Origin of the sequence: Heyndrickxia vini, from assembly GCF_016772275.1 — a bacterium.
Taxonomy (GTDB): domain Bacteria; phylum Bacillota; class Bacilli; order Bacillales; family Bacillaceae_C; genus Heyndrickxia; species Heyndrickxia vini.
Map to the genome: position 1 here is coordinate 1,903,090 of NZ_CP065425.1, position 13,033 is coordinate 1,916,122.

Here is a 13,033-nt window from a genome sequence, read left to right on the forward strand (position 1 = left end):
ATGAAACAATATTTGAATCTCTGTAAGCATGTACTAGAATATGGAGCGAAAAAAGAGGACCGTACAGGTACTGGAACATACAGTATATTTGGTTATCAAATGCGTTTTGACTTGCAAAAGGGCTTCCCGCTATTAACAACAAAAAAGCTGCACATGAAGTCAATTATCCATGAATTACTTTGGATGTTAAATGGGGATACGAATGTCCGTTATCTCCAAGAAAATGGGGTAAGAATTTGGAACGAATGGGCAGATGATAATGGAAACTTAGGTCCGGTCTATGGGCATCAATGGCGTTCTTGGCCTGCTCAAAACGGAGAAACTATAGACCAAATTACCAATGTTATTAATCAAATTAAAACAAATCCCGATTCCCGCAGGCTGATTGTAAATGCATGGAATGTTGCTGAGATAGAAAATATGGCGCTTCCTCCATGTCATTGCTTCTTCCAATTTTATGTAGCAGACGGTAGGCTGTCATGTCAATTGTATCAACGTTCTGCAGATATCTTTCTTGGAGTGCCTTTTAATATTGCTTCATATGCATTGTTAACTATGATGATTGCACAAGTTTGCGGACTGGAGCCAGGGGAATTCGTACACACTTTAGGCGACGCTCATATATATATGAACCATATTGAACAAGTGAAACTACAATTAACACGCGAACCGAAAGATTTGCCCAAAATGTTGATTAATCCGGAAGTTAAGGATATATTTAATTTTACATTTACCGATTTTGAACTACATGATTACAACCCACATCCACATATTAAAGGAGTGGTAAGCGTATGATCTCTTTTTTATGGGCTCAAGATGAAAAAGGAGTAATAGGTCGAAACAACCAACTTCCATGGTATATTCCTGAAGATCTAAAATATTTCAAAAAAACCACGATGGGACATCCAATCGTAATGGGAAGAAAAACGTTTGAATCAATCGGTAAACCTTTACCGGGAAGACAAAATATTATCATAACACGAGATGAAAACTTTCATGTGAAAGATTGTCTTGTGTTTCAATCGAAGCATCAATTATTAAAATGGGCTGATCAACAAGATGAAGAAGTTTTCATTACTGGTGGTGCAGAAATCTTCGGTCTACTCATGGATACAGTTGACCGCCTATACGTAACAAAGATATTTGCAAATATTGAAGGAGATACCTATTTTCCAATTATTGATTGGTCGGAATGGGAATTAGTATCTAGTGAAAAAGGCCCCACGAATGAAGAAAATCCTTACGACTACGAATTTCAAGTCTACGAAAGAAAATAAACGATATTTACGATTTATGAAGAAATCCTTGCTCCTATAATGGAGCTTTTTTTTATGGACAAACTTTAAATGTTGCTCTCCTTACATAAATGTAAGTAAGGAGATGATGAAATGGTAAAAAAGAAAAAAATCCTCTTTTTTAGTGATTTTGGTGTAGATGATATGGTTGCAGGGTTATTTAGCTTTTATAGTAAAGAATTAGAGCTTGTCGGAGTCGTTGCAGATTATGGAAATATTTCTAAAGAAGATGCATTACGAAACGTTGAGTTTTTTAAAAAATTAACGGGAATTTACGATATACCAGTATTCGGTGGTGCTGAAATTCCCCTAACTGGTGATCTTCCAACATATTATCCCGAAATTCATGGTCCGTCTGGTTTGGGCCCTATTATTCCCGAATTTTATTCGAATGGTACATTAGAAAATTTTAATAATATTAATGATTTAATTAAAAAATATGAGAATGAAATTATTATTTTTAGTGCTGGGAGATTAACATCTTTAGCAACTATGTTTATCTTGTATCCCGAAATGATGAAAAAAGTAAAGGACATCTATTTAATGGGAGGAGCATTTCTAACAGCTGGTAATGTAACTCCGGTTGCCGAGGCGAATTTCTTCAGTGATCCTTATGCGACTAATCTTGTAATGCAATTGTCACCAAAAAAAATTCATATTGTTCCATTAGATGTAACAAAAGAGGCCATTTTAACACCAGATTTCGTGAATAAACTAAATGAGCATTATTTGAAAACAAATGATAAAGTAGGTCAAGTTATTAAACCGATGATTGATTTTTATTATAAATTCTATAAAAAAATGAATCCAAATTTAATAGGGAGTCCCATTCACGATTTACTTGCTATGTGGGCAGTTAGTGAACAAAGTAATATGGAATATATTGAAGTACCTGTAAAAATTTCAGTTGAAAAAGGTGCTTCGTTTGGACAGAGTATGGCGGATTTCCGAACAACGATTATGAAGGCACCATGGCCGGTTCATCGTATTGCATACCAATTTGATTATTCATTGTTCATCAATCAAATATATACGATACTTACTAGTAAAATAGAAAGAGGATAGTTTTTTTTCGAAGTAAAAAAATGTTTGCCTCATAAAATACGTGTTATAATAAAAAGAATGTAAAAGCGGGGTGACAATAAATGAAGAAAATCCTCACTTTACTTTTGGGAATTTTGCTTTTCTGCAGCGGTTGTTCGTTCGGAATAAAAGAACATGCAATGAAAGATTTGAATGTTACAAATAAACCTGTTCCTAAGGATTTAGCGATCGTATCTGTTGGTGATTCATTAACACAAGGCATTGGAGACAGTACAAATACAGGAGGATATATTCCTTATTTAAAAAAAGAGCTTGAAACAATGCGTATGATAAAGAAAGTAAATTTTCAAAATTTCGGAGTAAGAGGAAATAGAACAGACCAATTACTAGAAAGACTTCAGCAAAAAAAGCTAAGTGCATCAATTTCTAAAGCAGATTTAGTCATTATTACAATCGGTGGCAATGATATTATGAAAGTATTTAAGGATAACTTTTCTGAATTAGAAATTTCGAAATTTAACCATGCATTAATTGGCTATAAACAAAGGTTGAACAAAATAATCAAAACGATTCGACAGAAAAGTCCAAATGCTGGAATCGTCTTAATAGGGTTATACAATCCATTTATTAAATGGTTTTCCGACATTAAAGAAGTGGATGAAATTATTTATGAATGGAATAATACGAGTAAACAATTAATAAATAATTACAAAAAAACACTGTTTGTACCTGTTGCTGATATATTTGCAAATCAAGAAGAGAACTTGCTATACTCAGATAATTTTCATCCAAACAATCACGGGTATGAGCTCATTGCAAAAAGGGTTTATAGCTTTTTAAATAATGAGAGAAAACTAAAAAATTTAATTGATTTAAATGCAATGGGAGAAGAGCGGCAATGAAAAAACAACATTGGAAAATAGCATTTTTTAGTCTGTTAACAATAAACATTATAATAGTAGGTACAATAGGTTACTTTATATTTTCACCTGGAACCTCGACCATTCATAACAAATCTCCAAAAGGTGAAAAAGTTAATTTTAAAATAAATACGAGTAAAAACGACTTAACAAAATTAATTAATCATTATATTCATAAGGAAGGATTAAATGGTCCAATTGACTATAGTGTACAATTAACCGATGAAGTGGAATTGTATGGGCTCATAAAGATTTTTTCTCAAGATGTCCAATTAAAAATGACTTTTGAACCGGAAGCACAAAAAAATGGGGATTTACTGTTAAAACAAAAATCGATTTTAATTGGAAATCTGAATCTTCCTGTAGAATATGTTTTAAAGTTTATCCAAAAGTCATATAAATTTCCGGATTGGGTAACAATTCAACCCAATAAAAAAACCATCTATGTCGCTTTACAAAGCATGAAAGTAAATAATGAAATGATTGTTCATGCAGATCGTTTCGATTTAAAAAACGATGATATATCTTTCACTTTACAAATTCCAACTAAATAATACAGTAAGGATACCTTTATTAGGTATCCTTTTCAATGTTGGAGTGTTAATGAATGCATTTTAACTCATTAATAATAGTGAGCCATCAATTAATACGATATTGTATGCAAGGTTCGGTTTAAGTGTAATGTTATCAAAGGATTTTATTAAATCATTTGTTAGTGAATCCTTAATTTCAATCGTACCTGTCATAGGGGTTAATGATTTATAATCAGTTGCTTGCTTATATGCAATGTTAGTAAAAAGAGTTTCGTTATTTTTAATACTGACATCGATATTTTGAGGCGGTCTGCGAAGATTAATTATACGAACAGAAGTAGTAGGAGATTGGACGGCTTTACTATCAATATAATGTATAAGTTGAAATGTATTATTTATACAGATAATAGCTAAAGTATAATAATTATTCGGTTCAAAATCGATAGTTTTATTAATAATCGGTGATAGCTTAGTTCCTGCCGGATAAATTTCAATACGATATTTTCCTGTTGGCAATGTAATATAGTGACTTATTTCTTTGAATTCAACATCTTTTAAGACCTTTTTTCCGTTCAAATAAATATCAATTTTGCCTATATAATCCGTTGCATATAGAAAACGTACATAAGAAGGTTGTTTATATATTTGTTCTCTTGCAATTTGATTAGCTAAGTTTAAATAATGTGTGTGTTTTTGAAAACATTGTAGATGTTTGTTTGGATCGGTATATTTATAATAATTAGATAATAACTCATATTTTGCTGCCTTTTGGTAATACCTCCATATATCTTTCATATTTTTCGCTCCCTTTATCAATAAACTTCATCATTATATGTGTCCGACTAGTGGTTTGTGAGATAATGTATTAAAATACTTTAATAAAGCGAATAAGGAAGTGAGTATATGAAAGCAGAAAAGGCAACATTTGCAGGTGGGTGTTTTTGGTGTATGGTTAAACCTTTTGATGAGCAGCCTGGTATTGAAAGTGTGATTTCCGGATACATTGGTGGGACTAAAGAAAATCCGACTTATGAAGAAGTCTGTTCGGGTACAACAGGACATACAGAGGCAGTACAAATTACTTTCAATCCGGAAATTTATCCTTATGAGCAATTATTAAACGTTTTTTGGCAACAAATCGATCCAACGGATGCTAACGGACAATTCTTTGATAGAGGGGTATCGTATCAACCGGCCATTTATTATCATAATGAAAATCAGCACCAGGAAGCATTAAAATCGAAAAAACAATTACAAGAAAGTGGACGTTTCCAAAAACCAATTGTTGTAAAAATAATTCCGGCTAAGACCTTTTATCCAGCTGAAGATTATCATCAACATTATTACAAAAAAAATCCTAGTCATTATAATGCCTATAGCGAAGGGTCAGGTAGGGCTTCGTTTATAAGAAAACATTGGAGTGATATAAATGAAAAATGATGAATTGAAAATAAAATTAAATCCTTTACAATATGAAGTAACTCAAAATAATGCCACAGAGCCGCCATTTCATAATGAGTATTGGAATCAATTTGCAGAAGGTATATATGTTGATATTGTGTCCGGTAAACCATTATTTAGTTCAAAGGATAAATTTGATGCTGGCTGTGGATGGCCAAGCTTTTCTAAACCAATCGATGACAGGGAGATAGTAGAAAATACTGATACTAGTCATGGGATGGTACGAACAGAAGTACGGAGTCATACAGCTAATTCCCATTTAGGCCATGTATTTGAGGACGGTCCTGGTCCTTCAAAGCTACGTTATTGTATCAATTCTGCATCATTGAGATTTATTCCTAAATTTAAAATGGAAGAAGAAGGGTATAGTAATTTATTGTCCATATTTAACGAAAAAGATAATGAAAAGTAATTTTCTTCATGATAAAAAGGGTGGGAAAAATCCACCCTTTTATATTTTAAAGTTTGATATTAGCTCTCTTAAATTTTCGGCTTGTTTCGACAGTTCGGATGCTGAGGCCGTAACTTCCTCCATTGCGGCAGATCCTTCTTCTGATGCGGCAGCGGTCGTTTCTGTATGTGCTGCAGTAATCTCCGCAATTTCACTTACTGAAGTGAAAGAGGATGTTACCTCATTACTAAGCAATAAAGTTTGTTCAATCTGCGAAACCATTTCTGCGATAACATTATTTGTATCGTTAGATTGTTGAACAATGTTTTGAAGAGATTGATTCGTTTCATTTGATATTTCAACTCCGGATAATATTGCTTGAACACCTTGTTTGTTTTGTTCAATAATTTTCCGAACCTCTTCTTGCATGGAATGAATAATTTTTGTTACTTCCTTAGCTGCTGTCTGGGATTGCTCTGCCAGTTTTCGAACCTCATCTGCAACGACAGCAAAACCCCTGCCATGTTCACCAGCACGTGCGGCTTCAATAGCAGCATTTAAAGCTAATAAATTCGTTTGTTCGGAAATACCAGTAATTGTGTTGATGATTTTTGTAATATCATCTGATTTTTGTCCTAATGCAGTAACAGTGGTGCTAGTATTTGCCATTGTTTTTTCAATACCCATAATTTCATTGGATGCGTCCAAAACCGATAAGCTTCCTTCTTCGGCAGCACGTTGCATATTTAAGGCGGATGCCTTCACTTTATCAGCGTGAGCATTTAAGGTTCTTACAACACTTTCTAAAGATTTCATTTTTACTAATGATTCATCCATTTGTGTTGAAGTTTGCTCACTTCCTGTTGCAATTTCACTTGAAGTTTCAGCAATTGACATAATTGTTTTGGATGTTTCCTCAGCAGATGCCAATAATTCCTCACTACTTGCGGAAACATTTTCCGACATCATTGAAACTTTTTTGACTAAATTCGCTATACCTTCGATTAATATATTTGTGTCACGAGCAAGACCTGAAAGTTCATCATTTGCTTTTACATCAATTCGTTTCGTTAAGTCTCCACCTGCATTAGCGATATCAAGAATGGATGTACTAATTTTCCTAACACTAGTTTTGATATTTTTAGATAAGATGATTGCAAGTAGGATCGATAAGATAAGAGCAAATAGTGACAAGCCGATTGTTACTGATTTAGCTATAGTAGCTTGAACATGTAAATTTTTAATTCTTTCATTCGTTGAAGCAGTTTCTGAATCAACTAATAACTGAATATTATCGGTCATTTGTTTTATATAATCTTGGCCTCTTGCAGATTGGATTTCTTTACCAGCTTCAGAAATAGACCAAAAATCCCTAATCTCCACTACCTTTTTAATCCACCCGACCCAAAAATGATATGCATTTTCGATACCATCCAATTTTTTTAATTGTGCATCGTTCCCTTTAAGTAACATTTGCAATTCTTTCACCGTTTGATCGACATGATCTGTCTCTTTATCCAACGATTTTAGGAATGACTTATCTGCAGTAACGACATAACTTAGTTCTGCGTTTTCGATCATATTCGAAGAATTTTTTATATTATTCACTTTTTCATGCACAACTAAATCTTGCTTTACAACCCTATTAATTTCTGATTCTAATTTTGTCATATTAACATAGGACGTAATTGTTAAGCTGATTAATAATACAGTAAGTATACCAAAAGAAATAACTACTTTTCCCCTAATCGTTTGAAAATAAACAAGGATCTTACCTTTTGACTTTTGATTATTTGACTTTTGAAAAAGGTCCGTTTTCTTTGCTTTTTCTTTTTTTGATTTAGGAGTTTTTATTTTCTTGGTAGTATTCTTTCCTTTTATCAAACCTTTTCCCCCTTTTATTTATGTACAGAATTATGTAATTATTACTAATTATTATTCTAACCGTACTTGGCAGAATTATCTACAAATATTTAAATTTTTTGTCGAAAAAATAGAAGTTTTATACGATAAAAGTAATAGAACCTTTAGCATGTATTCCATTAAAATAAGAGTTGAAATATAATTAATAGATAAAGTTGATGATTAACTAGTAGAAAGGCGTGAGTAATATGAATAAATCCTTTTACCATTACCTAATGAAATTTCGTGATTCTAAGCCAAAAGATAGTATTTCTGAATTCGCAAATCACGCATATAAAGATCATTCCTTTCCAAAAGGACTATCGACTTATAACGAAATAAGTACTTATTTAGAACTTAATGGTGACTATTTATCCTCAATGACCGTCTTCGACCAAGTTTGGGAATTATATATAGAAGAGAAAAAACTATGATAATTGATAAAATTGTAATGTAAGCTATTTTGATTACAAACTATTCGAAAACAGCATTTTAATCAAAACCCTTCTCCATGAAATTGCATATACTAACTAATAATACTTAGGTTGCGTTTCAAGGAGACGGGAGGAAATGAAAAATCACAAGAATCCAAAGTATGGAATAGGTGATATTGTTGTAGTAACGAAGTATGGGTCCGTAGGTAAAATTACAAATATTAAACTTATTGATGGACAATATTTATATGAAGTAAATGAGAGCGGTGGACTGTTTAAAGAAAATGGAATTATGTTGCTAACTGATTACAAAGGTGAATTGTTTGATAAAGAACAAATTGATATTGAGTATAAATTCTTTTTTGGTGATTTAGTTCAAGTTAAAGGCTATAAGGATGAATTATTTAAAGTTGTAGGGTTTCGGACCGAAATATGGCGTTATCAAGAGGATGCATGGGAAGATATCATTTATGAACTTACAAGGATACATGACGGAGAATGGCTAGAGGCTGATGAAGGGGAACTCATATTAATAGCAGATTCCGAGCATGCAGAGGCTTTCTTAAGAAAATTCGGATTCGTTTATCCGGTGATAAAAACAAACAAACCATTATTAATTCCACCACCAAAAGAACAGTTAAGTCATAAAATAGATGTCCTGCTAGATAAATATAATGATTACAAAACATTATACTTATTGTTTCACGATGAAAAATACGAGTCAAACCTTCAAACAATTGAAAGACAACTGTTAAATCTATCGTATTTTATGAATGACAATTTAAAAAAAGACTAAATAGATCCCTAGGATGATAAAAGAAATAATAAAGGTTGTAAATAAGATAGATAAGATGTTTTCCATTGCATGTAGAATTTTTTGTTCAAATAGATCTGAATGTAACCATGTTTTCAATCCATTTATACGGCTCATAAGCATATCTCCCTTCAAGTTAATAGTTATTAATACATCAATATGCTTGTCCGACAAAAATGATGACATGAAATATCAAGTGCATAATATTTATATAAATAACATACATTTTTAAACTAAGGAGGCGATTTTGATGAAAGAAATTGAAGTGTTTATTGACACTGAAGAGATAGCTGAATTTTTCTTTCAAGAGTTAATTAAAAGAGGGTATGCTCCGAATGAAGAAGAGGTTGAAGAAATCGCCGACATAACATTTGATTACTTAATTGCAAAATCAATTATTGATGAAGAACCGGAGGAAGACACATATTAAACTTAAAAAGAGGCTGGGACATAACTAGCCTCGAATAGTGAGAAAGGAGAATTTGAGTATCCTCAAATTCCCCTTTCTCTATTTTTATCTGTAATTTCTTCTATTACTTTAGTTGTTGGCAGTGAATTTTCTTAAATTCACTGCCATTAATGCAAGGCCCATTTCGTTTTCTACCTTCGATTTTCCTCGTACAGAAAATCGAGTGAAACGCAAATTAGCCTTCAAGAATCCAAAAACTGGTTCCACATCGATTTTGCGTTTTCGATAGATGGCACTCGTTTTCTCTTCTGAAAGCTTCGCTCTCACATATTCTTTTTGCTGTTCCCATTTTTCATTCACCATTAGTTTTCGATTGTTGCCTTCTTTAGCTTTTGTACATGATGAACGGAATGGACAACCCGAACAGTCCTCGCATTCGTAAATTTTGAGATTCCGTTGGAATCCTGTACGGTCGTTTCGGACAGAATGACATTGAAATTCAAGACGTCTCTGATGGGGGCATATATATGTATCCGTTTCTTCATCATACCGCCAGTTGTCGGGATTAAATGTGTTTTGTTTATACTTTTTCTTTTGTTCCTTCAAAAATAGGTTATACGTAATAAGTGCTTCTCGTTTTCTGTTCGAAAGGATATCATTGTAGTTTTGTTCACTACCATACCCCGCATCTGCGACAATATGTTTCGGTAACTCGAAATAATGCTGCTCGATTTCATCTAAAAATGGAATTAACGTACGTGTATCTGTTGGGTTTGGAAATAAACTAAAGGCAAGTGCGTATTGACCTTCTGTTGCGATTTGTACATTATAACCAGCTTTCAATTGTCCGTTTTTCATATAATCATCTTTCATTCGCATAAATGTGGCATCCAGATCTGTTTTTGAATAGCTATTACGCGTGCCAAAGATTTCAAAGTCTTGTTGGTATTTCTGTTTTCGTAAGACAAAATCAATCAACTGTTTACGGGCTTGTTTCGGGTATTTGCGTTCGTTTCTTAAGGCTTTTCGTTCAGTAACGTCCGATGAAGCCTCGATTTGTTTATCGAACTCGGTTACGACATCATCCACTTTTTGAACCAATTGAGAAAGCTCTTCCAATGATAATTGTTCATCACTTTCACGTTCCATTTCAGGTATGATTTCGTTCTTAAGTAGCTCATCGTATAGCTGGTTTGACTTTTCAATTAAACTTTGATGATATTTTTCAATCGATTTCTTCCAAACAAACGTAAATTTATTCGCATTTGCTTCAATCTTTGTACCATCGATAAAAATCGCTTCTTGATCAATTAGTTTTTCTTCGATTAATTGACAACGAAATCGGACGAAACATTGGCGAATTAAATCTTTCACTTCCGGTTGAACACGGAATCGGTTGATTGTTCGGTAGCTTGGTTCATACCCTTGAGCTAGCCACATCATACGGATGCTGTCTTTTAATAGGGCTTCAATTTTTCGCCCTGAAAAGACAGATTGCGTGTAGGCACATAAGATAATTTTAAGCATCATGCGTGGATGGTAGGCAGGACAGCCATCATTTCGCAGAAATGGTTCGAACGCTTCATGAGGGATACTTTCAACTAAATGATGAACATGGAAGGCAATATCATTTTTTTGTAACTTTACTTCTAAATCTAAAGGCAAAACTAATTGATTCATGGTATAATTTTTAAACATAAGGATCCTTCTTTCTGATTATATTTTGTGTGGTAACTTAATTTTATCAGAAGTGGTCCTTATTTTATTGTAAAAAAACCAAAAGCCGGTGAAAATTTACTTGTCGTAAATTTCCACCGGCTTTTTCATCTCAGAGGTGGGTTATGTCCCAGCCTCTTTTTATATAAATTTTGAGACGCGTTATCTTTTTCGTTCTTTAGCTGAAAATTCCTTTTCATGAGCTACTTGTTCGGCAATAATTTGGTCTTTGGGAATATGATTATTTTTCTTTTGTCCATTGATTCGATTGCGATTCTTTTTACCCACAGAGTATCCCTCCTTAATATGTTTATAATATATTGTGTCCAAAAACAGATTAGTCATTACTTACAAGAATTTATTTGCATCCTGATAAGGAAAACAGTAAAATAAAAATACTGGATTTTGGAGGAGGATAAAAATGAGTGTACATATTAATGCAAAAGAAAATGCAATCGCTGAAACCGTACTGCTACCAGGAGATCCGCTGCGTGCTAAATACATTGCAGAAACATTTTTAGAAGATGTAACCTGTTATAACGAAGTACGTAATATGTATGGATTTACTGGAACATATAATGGAAAGAAAGTTTCTGTACAGGGTACAGGAATGGGGGTTCCTTCCATATCTATTTATATAAATGAACTAATGCAAAGTTATAATGTACAAAATCTAATTCGAGTTGGTACGTGTGGTGCTATTCAAAAAGACGTGAAAGTGCGTGATGTTATATTAGCTATGACTGCCTCAACTGATTCACAAATGAATCGTCTCACATTTGGTGGTATTGATTATGCACCAACTGCTAACTTCGATTTATTAAAAAAGGCATATGATGGTGGAGTCGCTAAAGGCCTTAACTTAAAAGTTGGAAATGTGTTTACTGCAGATATGTTTTATAATGATAATGCTGAACACGAGAAATGGGCCAATTATGGTATTTTAGCAATTGAAATGGAAACTGCAGCATTATATACTCTTGCAGCTAAATTTGGCCGAAAAGCATTGTCGGTATTAACAGTTAGTGATCACCTATTAACAGGTGAAGAAACCTCTGCAGAAGAAAGACAAACAACGTTCAATGAAATGATAGAAGTTGCTTTATCTACTTTGGTTTAATAGCTATTTATTATAGTGAATGATAGAGGCTAGCACCATGTTAGTCTCTATTTTATTTTGCCGCTACGTTGATTGAAGAAAGGTGAAAATATGAAGCGAATTATTACGATAACATCAGTGCTCCTCCTACTTAGTGGTTGTAGCTGGGGACAGAACGACAATATAGTAACAAAAGACAAAAAAGATTCTGCACAATCTGAAAATAACTCTAAAGTAAAGAATCATCAAAATGTTGATAGTGATTTGTTGCTGGAATCAAAATACTTTAATCAAATAAAAGATGTAAATGGACAGAAATTAATAGAAAACAGTTCGAACATCTTAGCTCTTGTTAACAAGACTTACTCAATTGGTAGTTATATTCCCAATGATTTAGTTCGTCCAAATGTTCAATTTTCTTTTGGAGACCAAGATATTGAAAAAAGCTATATGAGAAAAGAAGCAGCAAATGCTTTAGAAAAAATGTTCCAAAATGCCAAATCAGACGGAATTGAATTGTATGCTTCCTCTGGATACCGATCATATAAACGGCAAAAAGAAGTACTGAATGCTGAGATTGCAAATGTAGGAAAAGAAAAAGCAGTTCAGGCTGTAGCTACTCCGGGTCAAAGTGAACACCAAACTGGTTTAGCGATGGATATTACAAGTCAAAGCGAAAATTTTCTTCTAACGGAATCGTTTGAAAAGCAAAAAGAGGGAATATGGCTTCGAAAGCATGCTCATGAATACGGTTTTATACTTAGATATCCGAAAGGTAAGGAGAAGATTACTGGATATGAATATGAACCGTGGCATTTCAGATATGTTGGTAAAAAGTGCGCTTCAATAATTTATACAAATAATTGGACATTAGAAGATTACTTTAAACATGTAAAGAAAGTATAAAGCAGGCATAGCCTGCTTTTTTTGTAATGCATCTCGAAAAAAGCTTTTCTTTCTTAAAAAGGAAAAAGCTGATAAAATAAAGAAGTTAGTATTTCGTTACATGTAAACC

Annotated in this window: 17 protein-coding genes; 12 read left to right on the top strand and 5 right to left on the bottom strand. The window is 33.2% G+C overall.

Annotated elements, in window-relative coordinates; genetic code table 11:
- From I5776_RS09535 to I5776_RS09555, 5 genes are all read left to right on the top strand, one after another.
- Positions 1–795 carry a thymidylate synthase gene (locus I5776_RS09535; RefSeq protein ID WP_202780375.1) on the top strand — a complete coding sequence of 265 codons (795 nt, stop codon included), beginning with the start codon at positions 1–3 and terminating at the stop codon, positions 793–795.
- On the top strand, positions 792–1,277 hold the full coding sequence (locus I5776_RS09540; protein WP_202780376.1) for a dihydrofolate reductase: 486 nt from the start codon (positions 792–794) through the stop codon (positions 1,275–1,277). The genes I5776_RS09535 and I5776_RS09540 overlap by 4 nt, the downstream gene beginning before the upstream one ends.
- Positions 1,278–1,388: 111 nt before the next feature.
- Entirely contained in the window at positions 1,389–2,360 is a 972-nt protein-coding gene (locus tag I5776_RS09545) for a nucleoside hydrolase (protein WP_202780377.1), read from the top strand.
- Positions 2,361–2,440: 80 nt separating this feature from the next.
- Entirely contained in the window at positions 2,441–3,241 is an 801-nt protein-coding gene (locus I5776_RS09550) for an SGNH/GDSL hydrolase family protein (RefSeq protein WP_202780378.1), read from the top strand.
- On the top strand, positions 3,238–3,813 hold the full coding sequence (locus I5776_RS09555; RefSeq protein WP_202780379.1) for a YpmS family protein: 576 nt from the start codon (positions 3,238–3,240) through the stop codon (positions 3,811–3,813). Before I5776_RS09550 ends, I5776_RS09555 begins: the two co-directional genes overlap by 4 nt.
- A 60-nt stretch (positions 3,814–3,873) precedes the next feature.
- Here the strand turns inward: I5776_RS09555 and I5776_RS09560 are convergent, their stop codons facing one another.
- A complete protein-coding gene (locus I5776_RS09560; RefSeq protein ID WP_202780380.1) occupies positions 3,874–4,587 on the bottom strand; it encodes a DUF4397 domain-containing protein in 714 nt (237 codons plus the stop codon).
- 108 nt (positions 4,588–4,695) lie between these two features.
- Here I5776_RS09560 and msrA point away from each other — a divergent pair, with 108 nt between their 5' ends.
- The gene (gene msrA, locus I5776_RS09565; protein WP_202780381.1) at positions 4,696–5,232 is read left to right on the top strand and encodes a peptide-methionine (S)-S-oxide reductase MsrA; all 537 of its coding nucleotides are present in this window, start codon (positions 4,696–4,698) and stop codon (positions 5,230–5,232) included.
- Positions 5,222–5,665, top strand: coding sequence for a peptide-methionine (R)-S-oxide reductase MsrB (gene msrB / locus I5776_RS09570; RefSeq protein WP_202780382.1), 444 nt, complete (start codon positions 5,222–5,224; stop codon positions 5,663–5,665). The genes msrA and msrB overlap by 11 nt, the downstream gene beginning before the upstream one ends.
- 39 nt (positions 5,666–5,704) lie before the next feature.
- On the opposite strand, the gene I5776_RS09575 is transcribed toward msrB, so the two are convergent.
- Positions 5,705–7,528, bottom strand: a complete 1,824-nt coding sequence (locus I5776_RS09575; RefSeq protein ID WP_202780383.1) for a methyl-accepting chemotaxis protein — start codon at positions 7,526–7,528, stop codon at positions 5,705–5,707.
- Positions 7,529–7,755: 227 nt separating this feature from the next.
- Here I5776_RS09575 and I5776_RS09580 point away from each other — a divergent pair, with 227 nt between their 5' ends.
- Both I5776_RS09580 and I5776_RS09585 read left to right on the top strand, forming a co-directional pair.
- Positions 7,756–7,980, top strand: coding sequence for a YozE family protein (locus I5776_RS09580; protein ID WP_202780384.1), 225 nt, complete (start codon positions 7,756–7,758; stop codon positions 7,978–7,980).
- A 136-nt stretch (positions 7,981–8,116) separates the two neighbouring features.
- Complete coding sequence (locus I5776_RS09585) at positions 8,117–8,776, top strand: hypothetical protein (RefSeq protein ID WP_202780385.1); 660 nt, start codon at positions 8,117–8,119, stop codon at positions 8,774–8,776.
- Here I5776_RS09585 and I5776_RS09590 read toward each other — a convergent pair.
- Entirely contained in the window at positions 8,762–8,911 is a 150-nt protein-coding gene (locus I5776_RS09590) for a hypothetical protein (protein ID WP_202780386.1), read from the bottom strand. The two genes, I5776_RS09585 and I5776_RS09590, sit on opposite strands and share 15 nt — an antisense overlap.
- A 133-nt stretch (positions 8,912–9,044) precedes the next feature.
- Between I5776_RS09590 and I5776_RS09595 the strand changes: the two genes are divergently transcribed.
- Complete coding sequence (locus I5776_RS09595; protein WP_066229854.1) at positions 9,045–9,224, top strand: YozD family protein; 180 nt, start codon at positions 9,045–9,047, stop codon at positions 9,222–9,224.
- 108 nt (positions 9,225–9,332) lie between these two features.
- Here I5776_RS09595 and I5776_RS09600 read toward each other — a convergent pair whose 3' ends face one another.
- Together I5776_RS09600 and I5776_RS21400 are read right to left on the bottom strand one after the other, a co-directional pair.
- Positions 9,333–10,901, bottom strand: a complete 1,569-nt coding sequence (locus tag I5776_RS09600) for an IS1182 family transposase (RefSeq protein WP_202777515.1) — start codon at positions 10,899–10,901, stop codon at positions 9,333–9,335.
- 180 nt (positions 10,902–11,081) lie between these two features.
- A complete protein-coding gene (locus tag I5776_RS21400) occupies positions 11,082–11,207 on the bottom strand; it encodes a hypothetical protein (protein WP_246483964.1) in 126 nt (41 codons plus the stop codon).
- A 133-nt stretch (positions 11,208–11,340) separates the two neighbouring features.
- On the opposite strand from I5776_RS21400, the gene deoD reads away from it, so the two are divergent.
- Both deoD and I5776_RS09610 read left to right on the top strand, forming a co-directional pair.
- Positions 11,341–12,039 carry a purine-nucleoside phosphorylase gene (gene deoD, locus I5776_RS09605; RefSeq protein WP_202780387.1) on the top strand — a complete coding sequence of 233 codons (699 nt, stop codon included), beginning with the start codon at positions 11,341–11,343 and terminating at the stop codon, positions 12,037–12,039.
- A gap of 90 nt (positions 12,040–12,129) precedes the next feature.
- Entirely contained in the window at positions 12,130–12,924 is a 795-nt protein-coding gene (locus I5776_RS09610) for a M15 family metallopeptidase (protein ID WP_202780388.1), read from the top strand.
- Positions 12,925–13,033 lie beyond the last annotated feature (109 nt).

What these genes read in the sequence shown, in the direction of transcription:
- deoD (WP_202780387.1), top strand. Translation starts at nt 11,341, where the DNA reads ATGAGTGTACATATTAATGCAAAAGAAAATGCAATCGCTGAAACCGTA.
- msrB (WP_202780382.1), top strand. Translation starts at nt 5,222, where the DNA reads ATGAAAAATGATGAATTGAAAATAAAATTAAATCCTTTACAATATGAA.
- msrA (WP_202780381.1), top strand. Translation starts at nt 4,696, where the DNA reads ATGAAAGCAGAAAAGGCAACATTTGCAGGTGGGTGTTTTTGGTGTATG.
- I5776_RS09550 (WP_202780378.1), top strand. Translation starts at nt 2,441, where the DNA reads ATGAAGAAAATCCTCACTTTACTTTTGGGAATTTTGCTTTTCTGCAGC.
- I5776_RS09540 (WP_202780376.1), top strand. Translation starts at nt 792, where the DNA reads ATGATCTCTTTTTTATGGGCTCAAGATGAAAAAGGAGTAATAGGTCGA.
- I5776_RS09585 (WP_202780385.1), top strand. Translation starts at nt 8,117, where the DNA reads ATGAAAAATCACAAGAATCCAAAGTATGGAATAGGTGATATTGTTGTA.
- I5776_RS09610 (WP_202780388.1), top strand. Translation starts at nt 12,130, where the DNA reads ATGAAGCGAATTATTACGATAACATCAGTGCTCCTCCTACTTAGTGGT.
- I5776_RS09535 (WP_202780375.1), top strand. Translation starts at nt 1, where the DNA reads ATGAAACAATATTTGAATCTCTGTAAGCATGTACTAGAATATGGAGCG.
- I5776_RS09600 (WP_202777515.1), bottom strand. Translation starts at nt 10,901, where the DNA reads ATGTTTAAAAATTATACCATGAATCAATTAGTTTTGCCTTTAGATTTA.
- I5776_RS09545 (WP_202780377.1), top strand. Translation starts at nt 1,389, where the DNA reads ATGGTAAAAAAGAAAAAAATCCTCTTTTTTAGTGATTTTGGTGTAGAT.
- I5776_RS09560 (WP_202780380.1), bottom strand. Translation starts at nt 4,587, where the DNA reads ATGAAAGATATATGGAGGTATTACCAAAAGGCAGCAAAATATGAGTTA.
- I5776_RS09595 (WP_066229854.1), top strand. Translation starts at nt 9,045, where the DNA reads ATGAAAGAAATTGAAGTGTTTATTGACACTGAAGAGATAGCTGAATTT.
- I5776_RS09590 (WP_202780386.1), bottom strand. Translation starts at nt 8,911, where the DNA reads ATGAGCCGTATAAATGGATTGAAAACATGGTTACATTCAGATCTATTT.
- I5776_RS09555 (WP_202780379.1), top strand. Translation starts at nt 3,238, where the DNA reads ATGAAAAAACAACATTGGAAAATAGCATTTTTTAGTCTGTTAACAATA.
- I5776_RS09580 (WP_202780384.1), top strand. Translation starts at nt 7,756, where the DNA reads ATGAATAAATCCTTTTACCATTACCTAATGAAATTTCGTGATTCTAAG.